The following is a 19,065-nucleotide window of genomic DNA, read 5'->3' on the forward strand; positions in this document are numbered from 1 at the left end:
GACATGAGCGACCTAGAACTCGACCCGCAAGCCCTGCAACAGGAAGAAAACTCCCTGATCGCCCTGCGCAAGGAAAAGCTTGCTGCCGAGCGCGCCAAGGGCCAGGCCTTCCCCAACGACTTCCGCCGCGACGCCTACTGCGACGTCTTGCAGAAGCAGTATGCGGACAAGACCAAGGAAGAGCTGGCCGAGGCGGCTATTCCAGTCAAGGTGGCCGGTCGTATCGTGCTCGATCGTGGTTCGTTCATGGTGATCCAGGACATGACCGGGCGCCTCCAGGTCTACGTCAACCGCAAGACCCTGCCGGAAGAAACCCTGGCCGCCGTCAAGACCTGGGACCTGGGCGACATCATTGCCGCCGAAGGCACCCTGGCCCGTTCCGGCAAGGGCGACCTGTACGTCGAGATGACCAGCGTGCGCCTGCTGACCAAGTCCCTGCGCCCGCTGCCGGACAAGCACCACGGCCTGACCGACACCGAGCAGCGCTATCGCCAGCGCTACGTCGACCTGATCGTCAACGAAGACGTGCGCCAGACGTTCCGCGTGCGCTCGCAAGTCATCGCCCACATCCGCAGCTTCCTGATGAAGCGTGACTTCCTGGAAGTCGAGACGCCGATGTTGCAGACCATCCCCGGCGGTGCGGCGGCCAAGCCGTTCGAAACCCACCACAACGCCCTGGACATGGAAATGTTCCTGCGTATCGCGCCGGAGCTGTACCTCAAGCGTCTGGTTGTGGGTGGCTTCGAAAAAGTCTTCGAGATCAACCGCAACTTCCGTAACGAAGGCGTTTCGACCCGGCACAACCCCGAGTTCACCATGCTCGAGTTCTACCAGGCCTACGCCGACTACGAAGACAACATGGACCTGACCGAGGAACTGTTCCGCGAGCTGGCCCAGCTTGTTCTCGGGACGACCGACGTGCCGTACGGCGACAAGGTGTTCCACTTCGGCGAGCCGTTCGTGCGCCTGTCGGTGTTCGACTCGATCCTCAAGTACAACCCTGAACTGACGGCCGATGACCTGAACGACATCGAAAAGGCCCGCGCCATCGCCAAGAAGGCCGGTGCCAAGGTGCTCGGCTTCGAAGGCCTGGGCAAGCTGCAAGTGATGATTTTCGAAGAGCTGGTCGAGCACAAGCTGGAACAGCCGCACTTCATCACCCAGTACCCGTTCGAAGTGTCGCCGCTGGCCCGTCGCAACGACGAGAACCCAAGCGTGACCGACCGTTTCGAGCTGTTCATCGGTGGCCGTGAAATCGCCAACGCCTATTCCGAGCTCAACGATGCAGAAGACCAGGCCGAGCGTTTCATGGCCCAGGTGGCTGACAAGGACGCCGGCGACGACGAAGCCATGCACTACGATGCCGACTTCGTGCGTGCCCTGGAATACGGCATGCCGCCGACCGCTGGTGAAGGTATCGGCATCGATCGCCTGGTGATGTTGTTGACCAACTCACCGTCGATCCGGGACGTGATTCTCTTCCCGCACATGCGGCCACAAGCGTAAGTGCTTCAACTAAAAAGCCGCCTGGAAGGGCGGCTTTTTATTGCCTGTCTGGTACAAGCGTATCAATTGGTTACTTTTTCAAAGAGCGAGGAAGACCTGTCGTGAATCGTGCAATGGCTTCAGAAGGTGCAGCGGGCGTCGCCACGGCTGTCGCTGAAAGTGTTCAGTACCAGGGCCGCAAGGCCAGCCGACAGGGCAGCGAGCAGCGTCGCCAGGAGATTCTCGACGCGGCCATGCGCATTGTGGTGCGTGATGGCGTGCGAGCCGTGCGCCACCGCGCAGTGGCCGCCGAAGCCGGCGTGCCGCTGTCGGCCACCACGTATTATTTCAAGGACATCGATGACTTGCTCACCGATACCTTCGCCCAGTATGTGGAACGCAGCGCGGCGTTCATGGCCAAGCTGTGGACCAACAACGAAGGCCTGCTGCGGGAAATGGTCGCCTATGGGGACGGCAGCGCCCAATCGCGTTCGCAACTGGCGGACGACATTGCCCGGATGACCGCCGACTACGTGCAACACCAATTGGACAGTCGCCGTGAGTACCTGATGGCCGAACAGGCCTTTCGCCAGGAAGCGCTGCTCAACCCGCGCCTGGCGGTATTGGTGCGTTCCCACCAGCAGATTTTGCTGCACGGCACCTGTCAGTTTTTCCAGGTATTGGGCTCCCGTGAGCCGCAACAGGATGCCAAAGTGTTGACGGCGATTATCGGTCGGATGGAATATCAGGGCTTGCTCAATGGCGCCGAGCCGGTAGCCGATGAAGATATGCTCGGCATCCTGACCCGCTACATGCACCTGGTACTGGCGTCGGTGTAACCCCTTGTGGGAGTAGGCTAGGTGGGAGCAAAGCTTGCTCGCGATGAACGATAACGCGGTCCCTCGATAGGCCGAGGTGTTTTCATCGCGAGCAAGCTTTGCTCCCACACACACCTGCTCTCACATGTAAGGACAAGGTGCCGTGCCATAGGGAGTTCAAATGAAAGCCTGGCGTGCCGTTGTACTGGCCGTTTCGTTGCTGCTGCTCAGTGGTTGCCTGGTGTCGTTCAAGGCACCGTTGCCTGACAGCGAAGCCGCGCCCGCGGGCCTGCTCGGTGACTGGACCAGCACCAATGCCTGGGGTGAACCGTTGAACCTGGAGCTGACGCAGGTCGGCAAGCACCGCTACCAGGCCATCAGCTACTTCAGGGCCAGGCCCCATGAGCGCGAAGCCATTCCCCTGACGGTGTCCCGTCATGGCAGCCGCTGGTACGTGTCGGCCAAGGTGCCGGCCCGGTTTGGCGGCCATTATCTGATCGCCGGTTTCGAGTTGACCGACAAGCAGGAGCTGGTGGTTTACAACCTGGACCTGGAGCAGATCAACCAGGCCATCGGCCAGAAGATCCTCAGCGGCCTACCGAACCAGAGCGAGGAAGGTGACGGCGTGCTGGTGGACAGCGACATGAACAAGGTTTTCGGTTACCTCGATGACCCGGCCAATTCCGACGTGTTCTCGGAGGCCGTGCGCTACCAGCGGCTGGTCAAATCCCAATAACAGCAACAAGCGGACGTTTTTTCACAGGAGTTCCGGGTGGACGATTACCAGCAGACGATACGCACCTTGTCCGATCGCATTGTGCTGGCGCAAACGCCGATTCGCATCCTCGACGCGGTGAAGTGGGACGAGAGCATCCGCAAGGGGTTTCTCAAGGCCAAGGGCAAGGAAATGCCTGCGGTGGATCGCGACTATTACCTCAACCGGCCACTGTCCTTCGATTCCAGCAAGGTGAAGCTGGAGTTCCAGAACATCGAGCGTGACATCACCCGCCAACTGGGGCAGTTCAACCCGGTCGGCCAGATCATGCGCCGCATGTGCAAGGAATACCGCATGGTGGTGCGCATGCTCGAAGCGCGTGGCACCGAGGATTTCGGGCTGATCTCCCAGGAGCTCTATGGCGCCGCCTCCGATGCCTTCCACGCCGGCGACCCGACCCTGGCCGACCTGGGCCTGATGCTCTCCGATTACCTGAACAACATCGATGGCCGTGGCGACCTCAAGGACGAGCCGAAAGTCCTCAGCGCCAAGGAAGCCGTCAGCCTGCTGCAGCACCGCCTCAACCGGGTGTTTGGCGAAGCCGAGGAAACCATCCGGGTGTTCGAGTCCGATGGCATTGTGGCCGATGCAGCGGCGGGTGCGGACTACATCAAGATCCGCACCGATGCGATGTTCAACGAGCGCGACGTGCGAGCGCTGGAAGTCCACGAAGGGCTGGTGCACGTCGGCACCACCCTCAACGGCCTCAACCAGCCGATCTGCACCTTCCTGTCCAAGGGCCCGCCCTCGTCCACCGTGACCCAGGAAGGCCTGGCGATCCTGATGGAAATCATCACCTTCGCCTCCTACCCGAGTCGCCTGCGCAAACTGACCAACCGCACCCGGGCCATTCACATGGTGGAGGAGGGCGCCGACTTCCTGCAGGTCTTCGAGTTCTTCCGCGAGCAGGGTTTTGAAATGGCCGAAAGCTACGGCAACGCCAGTCGGGTTTTCCGAGGGTCGGTGCCGACGGGTCTGCCATTCACCAAAGACTTGTCCTACCTCAAAGGCTTCATCATGGTTTACAACTACATTCAGTTGGCCGTGCGCAAGGGCAAGCTGGAACAGGTGCCGCTACTGTTCTGCGGCAAGACCACCCTCGAGGACATGCGCACGTTGCGGCAACTGGTGGACGAAGGCCTGGTCGTACCACCCAAGTACCTGCCCGAGCAGTTCCGCGACATGAACGCTCTGTCGGCCTGGATGTGTTTCTCCAACTTCCTGAACCACCTGAGCCTGGACCGGATCGAAGCGGATTATTCCAATATCCTCTGAACACCCACACTGTCCGAAAAATGTGGGAGCGAGCCTGCTCGCGAAAGCGATTGAACATTCAACATCAATGTTGACTGCAATGCCGCCTTCGCGAGCAGGCTCGCTCCCACAGGGACGGTGTTCCAACTCTGATTTTTTGCGAGGCTTCACCGGATGCGAACCCTCGGCATCATTTGCCTGTTGCTGGCCCTGAGCGGTTGCAGCTCACTGCTGTTCTACCCCGAACGCGGCCTGCCGTTTACCCCGGAGCGGGCCAAGCTCGAGTACCGCGACGTCACCCTGACCACCGCCGACGGTCTCAAGCTCCACGGCTGGTGGCTACCCGTCAAACCGGGTGTGGAGGTCAAGGGCACGGTCCTGCATTTGCACGGCAACGGCGGCAACCTGGCCTGGCACCTGGGCGGGAGCTGGTGGTTGCCGGAGCAGGGCTACCAGGTGTTGATGGTCGACTACCGGGGTTACGGCGTGTCCGAAGGCGAGCCGAGCCTGCCGGCGATCTATCAGGACATCGACGCCGCGTTTCAATGGCTCGACCAGGCGCCGGAGGTGCAGGGCAAGCCGCTGGTGTTGCTCGGCCAGAGCCTGGGCGGCGCGCTGGCGGTGCATTACCTGGTCGAGCACCCGCAGCGCCAACGGCAGCTCAAGGCCCTGGTGCTCGATGGCGTGCCCGCCAGTTATCGCGACGTTGGCCGTTTTGCCCTGAGTACCTCGTGGCTGACCTGGCCGTTCCAGGTGCCGTTGTCCTGGCTGGTGCCGGACGGTGACAGCGCGATCAGTTCCGTGGCGCAATTGAATGGCGTGCCGAAATTGATCTACCACAGCCTGGACGATCCCATCGTGCCCCTTTCCAACGGCATCCGTCTGTATCAAGCTGCGCCGCCGCCGCGGGTCTTGCAGTTGACACGCGGCGGCCATGTGCAGACATTCGCCGACCCAACCTGGCGCACCGTGATGCTGCGCTACCTCGACGACCCCCAGCACTTCGACGGCCTGCGCCGCCTGGGCGAGGTCCCGAACTACCCGAAATCACCCGTTGAATCACCAGAGAGTCCGCAATGAGCGAAGAACGTAACGCCATCCCCCTGATCATCACCGGTATCTGCAGCATCCTCGGCACCGTGGGGGTGCTCTGGTACTACGGTTACCTGCACTTCGCCAAGCCCGAGGACGCGTTGCTGCTCAACCAGTTCACCATGCTCAAGACCGTACCAGGCGAGGACTACAAGGTGTCCCTGGAACCGGCCCCCCAGGTCGCCCAATGCATCGATGGCGTGCTGGTGCTGTTCGACACCGAGCAGAAAGGCCTGACCGGCGTGCTGATCAACGAGAAGAAACGCGCGGTGCGCTGCATGGGCCAGGAAACGCCGCAGAAACTTCAACCGTAGTCCCCCAGCACACCACAACTCCCCCTGTGGGAGCGAGCCTGCTCGCGATGGCGGCAGGTCAGTCGATATAGGTGTTGACTGAACCACCGCTATCGCGAGCAGGCTCGCTCCCACAAGGAATATGGCCGGCTCGACACAATGTATGCGACCATGAAAAAGCCCCGCCTGATTGAAGTCAGGCGGGGCTTTTTTGTGGCTCTCAGCCGATCAGTTGGCGCTCAAGGTCGAGCGCGGGGCCACTGGCTGGTTGTCGTTGGAGATGGTCACTTCCACGCGACGGTTCATGGCACGACCCGAGACGCTGGTGTTGTCGGCCACCGGGAACTCCTTGCCGTACCCCTGGGTCACGATGCGGGCCGGGTCCACGCCCATTTTCACCAGGGCAGTGCGCACGGAGCTGGCGCGGCGCTCGGAGAGCGACTGGTTGTAGGAATCCGAACCGGTGCTGTCGGTATAGCCTTCGATGATCACCTTGCGGTCCGGGCTTTCCTGGAGGAACTGCGCCAGTTTGCTCACATTCGTCATGCCGCTGGCGCGCAGGTCGGACTTGTTGGTGGCGAACAGCACGTCGCCGAAGGTCACCAGCGTACCGCGTTCGGTCTGCTTGGCGTTGAGGCTGTCCTGCAGTTGCTTGATCTGCGCGTTACGCGCATCGAGCAAGGCACGCGCACGTTCGTCACCGGCATTTTTCAGTTCGGCTTCGGCGTTGCGCAGGGCGATGGTCTGCTTGGCCGCTTCAACGCGCTGGTTGGTCAGGTAGGCCAACTGGTCGACCTTGGCTTCGTCTTCCTTGTCCAGGTAGGCCTTGTCGGCCTTGGCCAGGAAGTCCGCCGCGTCCTTGGTTTCCAGGGCAGCCACTTTGGTCGCCGCCGGGTCAGCCTGCAGGCCGTTGTAGTTGGTGCGCGCCTGTTCCAGGTTCGCGTTCGGGTCGTGGGAGCAAGCGGCCAGGGCTACGCAGGCAGCGAGCAGGGCGGGCATCATCAAGTGTTTGTGCATCATAGTCTGTCGTCCTTTTATCAATGAGAAGTACGTCGTGGCGTGAACGGCTTACTGAACCTTGTTCATGCCTTCCTGACGCAGTTCCTGAACCCCTTTCTGGGAGTCCTTGAGTGTTTGTTCGGCCTTGGCGGCCTGGGCCTTGCGCTCGGCGACGCGGGCATCCCACTCGGCCTGTTCGGCCAGTCGCTTGGCTTCGTCGTACTTCTGGTCATGCATGGCGATTTCGGCTTGCTTGAGCTTGTCCTGGGCCGATTTCATTTCCACGGCGGCGAATTCGGTACCGCCGGCGCTGACGGCGCTGTTGACCGCCGATTGGGTCACCGCGTACTGCTCCGAAGGTGGATTACCGGCGCAACCGGCGAGAATGAAGCTGCTACCGATCGCCAGGGCAGCCAACTTCAAGCCGCGCAGGCCAGTGGATGAGGGTTTGGCAGTGCAGGTATTCATAGGCTTCAACTCCATTGGGAAACTCCTGAAAAAACGACAAATCCATGCTGGGACCGAAGCCGTGACGTCTGGTTTGGCGCTGGCGCCAAGGCGCGTTTATTTAAACAACCGTTCCAGTATGGTTACTCGGTGTGACCCGAGGCGTTTTTCAAAAGTTCAGCGAAGATGGCCATTCGCCAAAAGAATTACTGACTGATCGGTCAGCGGCAGAAAAGCTGAACTTTCAAGGCGCGCAGCGGTATTGCGGCGCAGGTGGAAAAGCCACCGCGCCGGAAAGTCGCAACCAGGAATGAAAGAAGTCAGTGTTTGGATTTGTCGTTCTGCGAGGAAAGTTCGTGCAGATGCCGGCGGGACAACGCGAGGAATCGCGGGGTCGGGCCGACGTCTTCGTACAGCGGGTCGCCTTCTTCATCGGTGGCGACGACTTGTGAGCCCTTGATGTAGGGAAAGCTTGCTTCCAGCTCTTCCAGCGCCGCCCCGATCAGCTCGCCGAGCAGTTCCTCGGGCTGGCGCTTGGGGTACATGTCGCAGATCGCTGCCAGCCGGGCGGCGGCTTCCACGTCCAGATGGATCGTGTAGCCGGTCTGGGTCAGGCGGCCCTTGGCGTTTTCTTCCCAATGCTGGGCAAGCTCACGAATTTTCATGATGACCTCAATCAGTCTGCTCGTGGCAGGCGCGGTGAGTGACAAGCCGTTGTGTGGCTTACTCATGAGACTAGCTTTGTTGTGCAAGGTTTAAAGTCCCTTCGTCGCTTGTCATAAGCGACGGGCATCGGCACTCTCTGATCCAAGAGCTGTCCGGACTTTTTTGCTGGAGAAATGCTGATGACCGATATCGATGCCCGCTTGCGCGAGGACGTCCACCTGCTCGGCGAACTGCTGGGCAATACCATCCGCGAACAGTACGGGGACACGTTTCTCGACAAGATCGAGCAGATCCGCAAGGGCGCCAAGGCTGACCGACGCGGCTCTGTGGACGCCGAACTCAGCGCCAGCCTCAACCAGTTGAGCGAGGACGAACTGCTGCCGGTGGCACGGGCGTTCAACCAGTTTCTCAACCTGGCCAACATCGCCGAGCAATACCAACTTATCCACCGCCGCGAAGAGTCGCAACCGGCGCCCTTCGAGGCACGGGTGCTGCCCGAGTTGCTCGCCCGGCTGCGCGCCGAGGGCCATGGCGCCGAAGCCCTGGCCCGGCAATTGGGGCGGCTGGAGATCGAACTGGTCCTCACGGCCCACCCCACGGAAGTGGCTCGCCGTACGCTGATCCAGAAATACGACGCCATCGCCGCGCAACTGGCGGCCCAGGATCACCGCGACCTGACCAGCACCGAGCGCGCGCAGATTCACGAGCGCCTGCAGCGGTTGATCGCCGAAGCCTGGCACACCGAAGAAATCCGCCGCACCCGACCGACCCCGGTGGACGAGGCCAAGTGGGGTTTCGCGGTGATCGAGCACTCGTTGTGGCAGGCCATCCCCAATTACCTGCGCAAGGCCGACCAGGCCCTGCATGCCGCGACCGGCTTGCGCCTGCCGCTGGAGGCCGCGCCGATCCGTTTTGCCTCGTGGATGGGCGGCGACCGTGACGGCAACCCGAATGTCACCGCCGCCGTGACCCGCGAGGTGCTGTTGCTGGCGCGGTGGATGGCGGCGGACCTGTACCTGCGTGATGTCGATCAACTGGCGGCCGAGCTGTCGATGCAACACGCCAGCGAGGCCTTGCGCGCCCAGGCCGGCGACAGCGCCGAACCTTATCGCGCCGTGCTCAAGCAACTGCGTGAACGCCTGCGCGCCACCCGCAACTGGGCCCACGCCTCCCTGAGCGCCGCCACGCCGCCAGGCGCCGACGTGTTACAGCACAACCGCGAGCTGCTGGACCCCCTGGAGCTGTGTTACCACTCGTTGCACGAATGCGGCATGGGCGTGATTGCCGACGGGCCGCTGCTCGATTGCCTGCGCCGGGCGGTGACCTTCGGCCTGTTCCTGGTGCGCCTCGATGTGCGCCAGGACTCGACGCGCCATACCGCCGCCATGACGGAAATAACCGACTACCTGGGCTTGGGCCGCTATGAGGATTGGAACGAGGAGCAGCGCATCAGCTTCTTGCTGGCGGAACTGAGCAACCGGCGTCCGCTGCTGCCGGCCCATTTCAAACCGTCGGCCGATACGGCGGAAGTGTTGGCGACGTGCCGGGAAGTGGCTGCGGCGCCAGCGGCGTCCCTGGGTTCCTACGTGATCTCCATGGCCGGTGCGGCTTCCGATGTCCTCGCCGTGCAGCTGTTATTGAAGGACGCTGGCGTGTTGCGGCCAATGCGCGTGGTGCCGCTGTTCGAGACCCTGGCCGACCTGGACAACGCCGGGCCGGTGATCGAGCGGCTGTTGCTGCTGCCCGGTTATCGCTCGCGGCTGCAAGGTCCTCAGGAAGTGATGATCGGCTATTCCGACTCGGCCAAGGATGCCGGGACCACGGCGGCGGCCTGGGCGCAGTATCGGGCCCAGGAGCGGTTGGTGGACATCTGCCGCGAGCAGCAAGTCGAACTGCTGTTGTTCCATGGTCGCGGCGGCACCGTGGGCCGTGGTGGTGGTCCGGCGCACGCGGCGATCCTGTCCCAGCCACCGGGTTCGGTGGCCGGGCGTTTCCGCACCACTGAGCAAGGCGAAATGATTCGTTTCAAATTCGGCCTGCCGGATATCGCCGAACAGAACCTCAACCTTTATCTCGCCGCCGTGCTTGAAGCGACGCTGTTGCCACCGCCGCCGCCCACGCCGCAGTGGCGGGACCTGATGGACGAACTGGCGGCCGATGGCGTCCGTGCCTACCGCGCCGTGGTGCGGGAAAACCCGCAATTTGTCGAGTACTTCCGCCAGTCCACCCCCGAGCAGGAACTGGGGCGCCTGCCCCTGGGCAGCCGTCCGGCCAAGCGTCGGGCCGGTGGCATCGAAAGCCTGCGGGCGATCCCGTGGATCTTCGGCTGGACCCAGACCCGCCTGATGCTGCCGGCCTGGCTCGGCTGGGAAACCGCACTGAGCAAGGCCCTGGAGCGCGGCGAAGGTGAGTTGCTGGGGCAGATGCGCGAGCAATGGCCGTTCTTCCGGACCCGCATCGACATGCTGGAGATGGTGCTGGCCAAGGCCGACGCCGATATTGCCCGCTCCTACGACGAGCGTTTGGTGGAACCTGGGCTGCTGCCTTTGGGGGCGCATTTACGCGACCTATTGTCGCAGGCTTGTGGGGTGGTCCTTGGGTTGACCGGTCAGTCGCAGCTACTGGCACATAGCCCTGCCACGCTGGAATTCATTCGCCTGCGCAACACGTACCTCGACCCGCTGCACCTGTTGCAGGCCGAACTGTTGGCGCGCTCGCGGCAGCAGGATGTGGCCCAGGGCAGCCCCGTGGAACAGGCGTTGCTGGTGTCTGTGGCGGGGATTGCCGCCGGTTTGCGCAATACCGGCTAAGGTTAGGCAGCGCACCGAAACGGCTCGCCCGGTGTTCCCGGGCGTTGTCCGCCGGGGGAGGGGACAGGTTGGCCAGGCGACAGTTTGTTGCCCGGTTGCGACTCTCGCCACCCCCTGCGAAGGTCGTATCGGGCGCGGGTTCCTCCGACTTTCGGCGGCTTGTGTGGGTCGGGCCTGCTGTGTATCTTGATCAGCCTTTGGCCGTTTGGGCGGTCACGATCCTGTTTTTCGAAGATTGGCCCCACGAGGCGAATCCGAGCGTTTTACATAAAAAAATTGAGGAGCACATCGATGCGCGTCATTCTGCTGGGAGCTCCCGGGGCCGGTAAAGGTACTCAGGCAAAGTTCATCACCGAAAAATTCGGTATCCCGCAAATCTCCACTGGCGACATGCTGCGTGCCGCGGTCAAGGCGGGCACGCCACTGGGCGTTCAAGCCAAGAGCATCATGGATGCCGGCGGCCTGGTGTCGGATGACCTGATCATCGCCCTGGTCAAGGATCGCATCGCTCAAGACGATTGCGCCAACGGCTTCCTGTTCGACGGCTTCCCGCGCACCATTCCCCAGGCTGAAGCCCTGGTGACTGCCGGTGTCGAGCTCGATCACGTGGTCGAAATCGCGGTCGACGACGAAGAGATCGTCCAGCGCATTGCCGGCCGTCGCGTTCACGAAGCGTCCGGCCGTGTCTATCACACCGTCTACAACCCGCCAAAAGTCGCCGGCAAGGACGACGTGACTGGCGAAGAGCTGGTGCAGCGCAAGGACGACACCGAAGAAACCGTGCGTCATCGCCTGTCGGTCTACCATTCCCAGACCAAGCCGCTGGTGGCGTTCTACCAGAATCTGTCGGCTGCCCAGGGCAAGCCGAAGTACAGCCACATCCCGGGCGTTGGCTCGGTCGATGCGATCACCGGCAAGGTGCTCGAAGCGCTGAGCTGAAAAGTCTGATCAGTTGCATCAACTACGGCCCGCTTGCGGGCCGTAGTTGTTTATACTGGCGCACTTTTTTCCACCTGATTTACGGACACAACGATGAGCACCTTGCTGGCCCTGGACACCGCGACTGAAGCTTGTTCCGTTGCCTTGCTGCACGACGGCAAGGTCACGAGCCATTACGAGGTGATCCCGCGCCTGCACGCGCAGAAACTGTTGCCGATGATCCAGAAACTGCTGAGCGATGCCGGGACGACCTTGCAGGCAGTGGACGCGATTGCTTTCGGTCGCGGGCCGGGGGCTTTTACCGGCGTGCGCATCGCCATCGGCGTGGTGCAGGGGCTGGCGTTTGCCCTGGAGCGACCGGTGTTGCCAGTGTCGAACCTGGCGGTGCTGGCCCAGCGCGCCTTGCGCGAACAAGGCGCCCGCCAAGTTGCAGCGGCCATCGATGCGCGCATGGACGAGGTGTACTGGGGCTGCTATCGCGAAACCGACGGCGAGATGCGCCTGGTCGGTGCTGAAGCGGTATTGCCGCCCGAAGCGGCGGCGTTGCCGAGCGACGCCGGCGGTGACTGGTTCGGCGCCGGTACCGGTTGGGGCTACGGCGAGCGCATCGCCGTCAACCTGGCCGGCCAGGACGCCACCCTGCTGCCTCACGCCGAAGACCTGCTGGCCCTGGCCCGCTTCGCCTGGGCCCGTGGTGAAGCCATTGTGGCCGATGATGCGCAACCGGTGTACCTGCGGGACAAAGTCGCCACGCCAAAATCCGAGCGATAACCCCAGGCGTTGTGGGAGCAAAGCTTGCTCGCGATACAGGCGCCTCGGTTCCCGGGCAGACCGCGTCATCTTCATCGCGGGCAAGCCTTGCTCCCACAAAGACATTTCACCTGCCAAAAGTCACACCCAATATTGCCAGTCGTCACTTTTTCAGCCCGTTTTTAAACCTTTTGGACTTTATGTGTTCTAGTTATCACTTGCGCATTTGCGCGGCTGTGAAAGTGCCGCTAAATTGCCATCATTGATACCGAGCATTCTGTTATGCGTATAGACGGCGTTTCATCCCAGTCCTATCCCATCAAGCGCAAGCCTCGTGCAGGCAAAATCGCTGAGCAAGAGTCCTTCGATGATGATATCGATGGCGAACTGGAGTTCCCGTCTGAAGAGCAACTGGCCGCCCGCGCCGCCAAGGCCTCCGCGCAACGCCTGAGCAATCTCCCCGCCCGTCAGCAAGACATGCTTTATCACCGTGCAATGAGCCGCAGTGTCGCCACGGCCCTGGCGAGCTACCTGAGCACCGCCGGTTTCGTCGATTGGGATATGGAAGTGCTGGGACTCGATCTCTACATCTGATGGTCTTGCCTTACTACCTGGGCTGTCCGTCCTGGAGCGAAAACGCCTGGCGTGATTATCTCTATCCCCAGGACGCGAAAAGCACCGACTTTCTGAATCTCTATTCCCAAGTGTTCAATGCCGTGGAAGGCAATACGACCTTCTACGCCAGCCCTTCTGCGGCCACGGTCCAGCGCTGGGCCGAAATCATGCCCGAGCACTTTCGCTTCACCGCCAAGTTTCCCGGTGACATCAGCCACAACGGCGACTTGCGTGAGCGCCTGACGGCCACCGAAACCTTCCTGCAACTGCTCAGCCCCTTGGGTGAGCGTGTCTCGCCGTACTGGCTGCAACTGTCCAAGGCCTTCACCCCGAATCGGTTGCCGGAATTGGCGGGGTTCATCGACGCCTTGCAGCGCCCCTTGGCTGTGGAAGTCCGTCACGATGAGTTCTTTGCCAAGGGCGACGCCGAACGGCGCCTCAATCGTCTGTTGCTCGATCGTGGTGTCGAACGCATCTGCCTCGATCCCCGAGCCTTGTTCAGTTGCACCTCGACTGATCCTGCGGTGCTCCACGCGCAATCGAAAAAGCCCCGCGTACCACCCCGGCCCGCGGCGTTCACCCAATGTCCGCAAGTGCGCTTCATTGGTCATCCGGTGCTGGAAGCCAATGAACCGTTCCTGACGCCCTGGGTGGAAAAAATCGCCGCGTGGATCGAAGAAGGGCGCACGCCCTATATCTTCTTGCACACCGCCGACAACCTGCTGGCAGCCAAACTCGCGCAACGCTTCCACACTCGCCTGATGAGTCGTTTACCTGGCTTGCCGGCCCTGCCTGAGCTATATAGAGAGCCCGCCGCCGAGCAACTGGGTTTGCTCTGAGGCCAACCCTACCTGCTCAGGAGCGAACTACATGGATGCGCAAACTCGTCGAGCCCAGGCGTTCAAGGCCTTGCACGAACGTGAACGGGCTTTTGTCATTCCCAACCCGTGGGATGCCGGTTCGGCCAAGATGCTGGCCAGCCTCGGTTTTGAAGCCCTGGCGACCACCAGTGCCGGCCACGCCTTTTCGTTGGGCCGGCCCGATGGCGCGCTGGGCCTGGAGGACACGCTGGCCAATGTGCGGGCGATTGTGGCGGCCACCAACCTGCCCGTGGCCGTGGACCTGGAGAACGGTTTTGCCGATGCCCCCGACGATTGCGCGCGTAATCTGCTCCGTGCGGCGGGGGCCGGTGCAGTGGGTGGTTCGATCGAAGATGCCACGGGGCGCGAAGACAGCCCGATCTATTGCTTCGACCATGCCGTGGCGCGGGTCAAGGCCACCGCCGAGGCCGTGCGCAGCTTGCCGTATCCCTTCCTGCTGACGGCCCGGGCGGAGAACTTCCTGCATGGCAATCCGGACCTGGACGACACCATTCGCCGCTTGAAGGCCTTCGCAGACGCGGGGGCCGACGTGTTGTACGCCCCGGGGCTGAGCAGCGCCGAGCAAGTGCTCGCGGTGGTACAGGCCGTGGCGCCGAAACCGGTGAACGTGCTGATGTCCGGGGCGCTGGACCTGACGGTGGCGCAGTTGAGCGAGTTGGGCGTCAAGCGCATCAGCGTCGGATCGGCGTTGGCCCTGGCGGCGTATGGCGAGTTCTTCCGCGCCGCCGAGGAAATCCAGCAAAAAGGCACGTTCACCTTCACGCGCCGCTCGATGCCGTTCAAGCAGGCCAATCAATTATTCAAGGGTTGAGGCCCGAGGCAACGTCGTGCGGTTTTTGAAAGTTCTTGCGGTAGTGGCACTGCTCGTTGGTGTTGCAGTGCTGGGGGTATGGCGTGGTTGGGTGGCGCTGCCGCCCCAATGGAATCCCTGGGCGCCCCTGGACGTCAACCTTGCGCCCAACCTGCTGACCCGCTTCAAGCTCATGGCCCTGCGCAATGACCCACAGCTGTGCGACCAGGCCCTCGCCACCTCGGGGCTGCGCACCGCCCGCCAGGCGGACAGCGGCGCCAATTCGACGTGCCCGCTGACCAATGTGCTGAGGGTGCAGGGTGGTGAAGTGGCGCTGAGCAGCAGTTTCCTCGCCAGTTGCCCACTGGCCGTGGCCTTCGCGCTGTTCGAGCGCCATGGGTTGCAGCCGGCGGCAATGGCGGTCTACGGGCAGAAAGTGACGCGGGTCGATCATCTCGGCAGTTTCGCCTGTCGCAACATGTATGGCCGTGAGAGCGGCTCGCGCAGCCAGCACGCCACCGCCAGTGCGTTGGACATCGCTGGGTTTCGCCTGGCCGATGGCCGCACGGTCAGCGTGCTCAAGGACTGGCCCAAGGACGATGCCGATGCGCGGTTTCTGCGTCAGGCCCGCGACGGCGCCTGCGATATGTTCAGTGTGGTCTTGAGCCCGGATTACAACGCGGCGCACCGCAACCATTTTCATCTGGACGTGGGGCCATGGTGGATCTGTCGTTGATTTAAGCGGCGATACGCAGGTTCTGCAGCACGATCGGACGTGCCCAGCGGGTGTCGAAATCCAGTTGTTTCTGCTGCGCCACCAATTCCTCTTCCGGGAAGGGCGGGAACGGCTTGTCCAGCAGGTCGAGTTCGAACTCGGCGATTGGCAGGTGCAGTGGGCGCGGTTGCGGTGCCGGGCCGGGTTCCGGCAGCGGTTGGCCGGCGGTGAGGACGAGTGGGCGAACCCAGTTGCTTTCGAAGGTCTGCTGTTTTTGCTGGGCCGCGATTTCTTCGGCTGGGAAGGGCGGGAAGGGCTTGTCCAGCAGGTCGAGTTCGAATTCGGCGATGGGCAGGAACAGCGGCTCAGGCGGCTTGACCGGGGTTTCGGTCACTTCGCAGGTGCGCTGGCTGACGATGTGCTCCAGCAGTTCGGCGCCGAGGGTCGGTTCAACGGCCTCATCGAGGGCCACTGGCTGGTAGCTGCCAGGTGCCGGTGCGTTATCACCCAGTTGATCGGCCAGGGCCCGGGCAAAAAAATCCTGCCACAGGTGACTGACGCCGCTCAGCGCTTGGGTGTTACGCAGGCTGTAATCGCCGTAAGGGGAGATAACGCCTATCGATGTGGATTGAATGTCTGACATTTTTCTCGGTCGACGCTCAGCTCTGGCAAAATGCCGTTCACCGTTGTTATCGGCCGTTTTTGCCGATCCTTAATTTTTTGAGCATGTTTCCAAGAATGAACAACTTCCATGAGTGAGCAACCCGCGGCCTGCCGCATCCATGTCGAGGCCCTGGCCCCGGCCTTCCAACCGCAGGCCGAGCACTGGGCTGAGCGGCTTGGCCTGCCTTTGCAAGTGGACGATGGCGAGTTTGCCTTGCAGGTCGGCGAGCAGGGGCTGCAGTTGCAGCAACTGGGCCCGGACGCGCCAGGGCCGGTGCGGGTGGACTTCGTCGAAGGCGGTGCGGCCCATCGGCGTTTGTACGGTGGCGGCAGCGGCCAGATGATCGCCAAGGCGGTCGGCATTGCCCAAGGTGTGCGTCCGCGGGTGCTGGATGCCACGGCCGGGTTGGGCAAGGATGCGTTTGTGCTGGCCAGCCTGGGCTGCGAAATGAGCCTGATCGAGCGTCAACCGCTGATTGGAGCCCTGCTGGAGGATGGCCTGGCCCGCGCGGCGGAGGACTTCGACGTGGCGCCGATCGTGGCGCGCATGCGTTTGCTCAAGGGCAACTCCATCGAGGTGATGCGCAACTGGGAAGGCGAGCCGCCCCAGGTGATCTACCTGGACCCGATGTTTCCCCATCGAGAGAAAACCGCCCTGGTGAAGAAGGAAATGCGCCTGTTCCGCCCTCTGGTGGGCGATGACCCGGACGCCCCGGCGCTGCTTGCTGCGGCCCTGGCCCTGGCGACCCACCGGGTGGTGGTCAAGCGCCCGCGCAAGGCCCCGTGCATCGAAGGGCCGAAGCCGAGCCATGGGCTCGATGGTAAATCCAGTCGCTACGACATCTACCCCAAGAAAGCGCTCAAGCCCTGAACTGTGGGAAAAGGTGTTCTGGGGGAGGAGAATGATCTGTGGGAGCAAAGCTTGCTCGCGATGAACGATGACGCGGTCTTCTGAGAGATCGCGCCGCCGCCATCGCGAGCAAGCTTTGCTCCCACAGGTCCACCTCAGTCAGAGCAAGCTTTGCTCCCACAGGTCCACCTCAGTCAGAGCAAGCTTTGCTCCCACAGGTCCACCTCAGTCAGAGCAAGCTTTGCTCCCACAGGTCCACCTCAGTCAGAGCAAGCTTTGCTCCCACAGGTCCACCTCAGTCAGAGCAAGCTTTGCTCCCACAGGTCCACCTCAGTCAGAGAAAGCTTTGCTCCTACAGGTCCATCTCAGTCAGAAAAAACTGTGGCAGGCCTAAGGCCGATAAGCCCGCACAAACAACCCCACCACTTCCTGTACATGGGCCTCGGCTGCAGCAGGTTCCAGTGGCGCGCCGCAGCCATACAACAGGCGGAAGTTCGCCGCGCCCTTGATCAGGCAGAAAAAATGCTCAGCGGCATTGCGCGGTTTGTCGATGCACAGGGCACCGCTCTGGTTGACCTTGGTCAGCAGGCGTTCCATGCCTGAGAGCATCCGCTGCGGGCCGGCTTCGAAGAAAATCGCCGAGAGTTTCGGATCCTGGCTACCCAGGGCCATGATCACCCGATGCAGGTTCACCGACTCCTCGCTGCTGATGAGCTGGTGAAAACCACGGGCGATGTTCAGCAGCACGTGCTCGATCGGAACGCCGTCCTGCCATTCGAAAAACAGCGGCGGCACCTGTTCTTCGCACTTGGCGATCACGGCAGCGGAGAACAGCGTCTCCTTGTCGTTGAAGTGACTGTAGACCGTCAGCTTCGAGACTCCAGCCTCGGTAGCGACGGCGTCCATGCTGGTACTGGCGTAACCCATGCTCACGAACAGGCGCTTCGCCGCGTCGAGGATGGCCTGGCGCTTGGCCAGGTCCTTGGGACGGCCGGGGCCGGAGGGAGTTGGAGGATTGTTCGACATTTCTTCGCTTTAATACTGGACTGGTGAGTTTGCTATTAATAACATACTCGCCAGTATAATTATTCCAAGCACCATTAGCGAAAGGTCACTCGCCATGTTCCGCTATGCCCTGCCCCTCGCCGTGCCAGTCGCCTTGGCTTTTTTATTGTCTGCGTGCGGTCATGACGAGCCGGTGCCCGTCGCCGTGCGCCCGGTCATGGTGGTCAATCCAGAGCCTTCGGCCCAGGCGATGGACAGTTATCCCGGCGAAGTACGAGCCCGATTCGAGCCCGACCTGGCCTTTCGCATTGGCGGCAAGGTGAGCCGACGGCTGGTCGAAGAGGGCCAGCGGGTCAAGGCCAATCAACCGCTGGCCGAACTCGATCCCGAAGATGTGCGCCTGCAATTGGAAGCAACCCGTGCCCAGGTTGCCGCCGCCGAGGCCAACCTGAACCTGGTCCGCGCCGAGCGTGACCGCTACAAGACCTTGATGGAACGGCAGATGGTCAGCCGCTCCCAGTACGACAACGCCGAAAACCTTTACCGCTCCGGCACCGCGCGGCTCAAGCAGATCAAGGCCGAGTTCGATGTCGCCAACAACCAGGCCAGCTATTCGGTGCTGCGTGCGCCCCAGGATGGCGTCGTCGCCCGGCGTTCGGTAGAAGTCGGGCAGGTGGTGTCAGCCGGGCAAACCGTCTTCACCCTGGCCACCGACGGTGAGCGTGAAGTGCTGATCAGCCTGCCGGAACAGGGTTTTGGCCGGTTCAAGATCGGCCAGCCGGTTTCGGTCGAGCTGTGGAGCCAGCCCGACCAGCGTTTCAGCGGACGCATTCGCGAACTGTCGCCGGCCGCCGACCCCAAGTCCCGCACCTTCGCCGCCCGCGTGGCCTTCACCGCCGGCAGTGTTCCGGCCGAGCTGGGCCAGAGCGCGCAGGTGTTTATCCAGACCGCCGACAAGGTGCCGCTGTCGGTGCCGTTGTCGGCCCTGACGGCTGAAAACGGCGCGACGTATGTCTGGGTGCTCAACGCCAACAACACCCTGAAAAAAGTCCCGGTGCGGGTCGGCGCCTTCGGCGAAAAGACCGTTCCGGTGCTGGAAGGCCTCAGCCCCGATGATTGGGTGGTGGCGGCCGGTGTGCATGTGCTCCTCGACGGCCAGCAGGTGCGGCCGGTGGATCGCTCCAACCGCGTGGTCAACCTGACGGCCAAGGAGTAATC

20 protein-coding genes are annotated in these 19,065 nt (G+C 62.3%); 15 read left to right on the top strand and 5 right to left on the bottom strand.

What is annotated here, in order from left to right; all coding sequences use genetic code 11:
- Positions 1–3: 3 nt before the first annotated feature.
- The 6 genes from lysS (at position 4) to B0E42_RS05490 (ending at position 5,738) form a co-directional block, all read left to right on the top strand.
- The gene (gene lysS, locus B0E42_RS05465) at positions 4–1,506 is read left to right on the top strand and encodes a lysine--tRNA ligase (RefSeq protein WP_003198151.1); all 1,503 of its coding nucleotides are present in this window, start codon (positions 4–6) and stop codon (positions 1,504–1,506) included.
- Between the two features lie 101 nt (positions 1,507–1,607).
- Positions 1,608–2,324, top strand: coding sequence for a TetR/AcrR family transcriptional regulator (locus B0E42_RS05470; RefSeq protein WP_003198153.1), 717 nt, complete (start codon positions 1,608–1,610; stop codon positions 2,322–2,324).
- A gap of 160 nt (positions 2,325–2,484) precedes the next feature.
- Complete coding sequence (locus B0E42_RS05475) at positions 2,485–3,039, top strand: hypothetical protein (RefSeq protein ID WP_077505917.1); 555 nt, start codon at positions 2,485–2,487, stop codon at positions 3,037–3,039.
- A 36-nt stretch (positions 3,040–3,075) separates the two neighbouring features.
- Positions 3,076–4,353 (top strand): flavohemoglobin expression-modulating QEGLA motif protein, encoded by a 1,278-nt coding sequence (locus B0E42_RS05480; protein WP_014336757.1) that lies wholly within the window; start codon positions 3,076–3,078, stop codon positions 4,351–4,353.
- A gap of 153 nt (positions 4,354–4,506) precedes the next feature.
- Positions 4,507–5,412 (top strand): alpha/beta hydrolase, encoded by a 906-nt coding sequence (locus B0E42_RS05485; protein ID WP_053178288.1) that lies wholly within the window; start codon positions 4,507–4,509, stop codon positions 5,410–5,412.
- Entirely contained in the window at positions 5,409–5,738 is a 330-nt protein-coding gene (locus B0E42_RS05490; RefSeq protein ID WP_014336759.1) for a hypothetical protein, read from the top strand. The genes B0E42_RS05485 and B0E42_RS05490 overlap by 4 nt, the downstream gene beginning before the upstream one ends.
- Before the next feature lie 207 nt (positions 5,739–5,945).
- Here B0E42_RS05490 and B0E42_RS05495 read toward each other — a convergent pair whose 3' ends face one another.
- From B0E42_RS05495 to B0E42_RS05505, 3 genes are all read right to left on the bottom strand, one after another.
- Positions 5,946–6,734 (bottom strand): OmpA family protein, encoded by a 789-nt coding sequence (locus B0E42_RS05495; RefSeq protein ID WP_077506042.1) that lies wholly within the window; start codon positions 6,732–6,734, stop codon positions 5,946–5,948.
- Between the two features lie 51 nt (positions 6,735–6,785).
- Positions 6,786–7,199: a DUF4398 domain-containing protein gene (locus B0E42_RS05500; protein ID WP_018603788.1), complete on the bottom strand. Its 414-nt coding sequence runs from the start codon at positions 7,197–7,199 to the stop codon at positions 6,786–6,788.
- A gap of 284 nt (positions 7,200–7,483) precedes the next feature.
- The gene (locus B0E42_RS05505) at positions 7,484–7,828 is read right to left on the bottom strand and encodes a hypothetical protein (protein ID WP_003198166.1); all 345 of its coding nucleotides are present in this window, start codon (positions 7,826–7,828) and stop codon (positions 7,484–7,486) included.
- Positions 7,829–8,008: 180 nt separating this feature from the next.
- Between B0E42_RS05505 and ppc the strand changes: the two genes are divergently transcribed.
- The 7 genes from ppc (at position 8,009) to B0E42_RS05540 (ending at position 15,350) form a co-directional block, all read left to right on the top strand.
- Positions 8,009–10,639, top strand: coding sequence for a phosphoenolpyruvate carboxylase (ppc, locus tag B0E42_RS05510; protein WP_077506044.1), 2,631 nt, complete (start codon positions 8,009–8,011; stop codon positions 10,637–10,639).
- A gap of 291 nt (positions 10,640–10,930) precedes the next feature.
- Positions 10,931–11,578: an adenylate kinase gene (adk, locus tag B0E42_RS05515; protein ID WP_077505919.1), complete on the top strand. Its 648-nt coding sequence runs from the start codon at positions 10,931–10,933 to the stop codon at positions 11,576–11,578.
- A 93-nt stretch (positions 11,579–11,671) separates the two neighbouring features.
- On the top strand, positions 11,672–12,349 hold the full coding sequence (tsaB, locus tag B0E42_RS05520) for a tRNA (adenosine(37)-N6)-threonylcarbamoyltransferase complex dimerization subunit type 1 TsaB (protein ID WP_018603782.1): 678 nt from the start codon (positions 11,672–11,674) through the stop codon (positions 12,347–12,349).
- A gap of 261 nt (positions 12,350–12,610) precedes the next feature.
- Positions 12,611–12,922, top strand: a complete 312-nt coding sequence (locus B0E42_RS05525; RefSeq protein WP_014336766.1) for a hypothetical protein — start codon at positions 12,611–12,613, stop codon at positions 12,920–12,922.
- Positions 12,922–13,782 (top strand): DUF72 domain-containing protein, encoded by an 861-nt coding sequence (locus tag B0E42_RS05530; RefSeq protein WP_014336767.1) that lies wholly within the window; start codon positions 12,922–12,924, stop codon positions 13,780–13,782. Before B0E42_RS05525 ends, B0E42_RS05530 begins: the two co-directional genes overlap by 1 nt.
- A gap of 31 nt (positions 13,783–13,813) precedes the next feature.
- Positions 13,814–14,635 (top strand): oxaloacetate decarboxylase, encoded by an 822-nt coding sequence (locus tag B0E42_RS05535; RefSeq protein ID WP_077505921.1) that lies wholly within the window; start codon positions 13,814–13,816, stop codon positions 14,633–14,635.
- 16 nt (positions 14,636–14,651) lie between these two features.
- A complete protein-coding gene (locus B0E42_RS05540) occupies positions 14,652–15,350 on the top strand; it encodes an extensin family protein (RefSeq protein ID WP_024617059.1) in 699 nt (232 codons plus the stop codon).
- A gap of 1 nt (position 15,351) precedes the next feature.
- Here the strand turns inward: B0E42_RS05540 and B0E42_RS05545 are convergent, their stop codons facing one another.
- Positions 15,352–15,972, bottom strand: a complete 621-nt coding sequence (locus B0E42_RS05545) for a hypothetical protein (RefSeq protein WP_003198181.1) — start codon at positions 15,970–15,972, stop codon at positions 15,352–15,354.
- Between the two features lie 108 nt (positions 15,973–16,080).
- Between B0E42_RS05545 and B0E42_RS05550 the strand changes: the two genes are divergently transcribed.
- Positions 16,081–16,863: a class I SAM-dependent methyltransferase gene (locus B0E42_RS05550; RefSeq protein WP_018603774.1), complete on the top strand. Its 783-nt coding sequence runs from the start codon at positions 16,081–16,083 to the stop codon at positions 16,861–16,863.
- Between the two features lie 369 nt (positions 16,864–17,232).
- Here B0E42_RS05550 and B0E42_RS05555 read toward each other — a convergent pair whose 3' ends face one another.
- Entirely contained in the window at positions 17,233–17,868 is a 636-nt protein-coding gene (locus B0E42_RS05555) for a TetR/AcrR family transcriptional regulator (protein WP_018603772.1), read from the bottom strand.
- A 94-nt stretch (positions 17,869–17,962) separates the two neighbouring features.
- Here B0E42_RS05555 and B0E42_RS05560 point away from each other — a divergent pair, with 94 nt between their 5' ends.
- The gene (locus B0E42_RS05560; RefSeq protein WP_018603770.1) at positions 17,963–19,063 is read left to right on the top strand and encodes an efflux RND transporter periplasmic adaptor subunit; all 1,101 of its coding nucleotides are present in this window, start codon (positions 17,963–17,965) and stop codon (positions 19,061–19,063) included.
- Positions 19,064–19,065: the final 2 nt, after the last annotated feature.

Origin of the sequence: Pseudomonas sp. A25(2017), from assembly GCF_002001065.1 — a bacterium.
GTDB lineage: Bacteria > Pseudomonadota > Gammaproteobacteria > Pseudomonadales > Pseudomonadaceae > Aquipseudomonas > Aquipseudomonas kilonensis.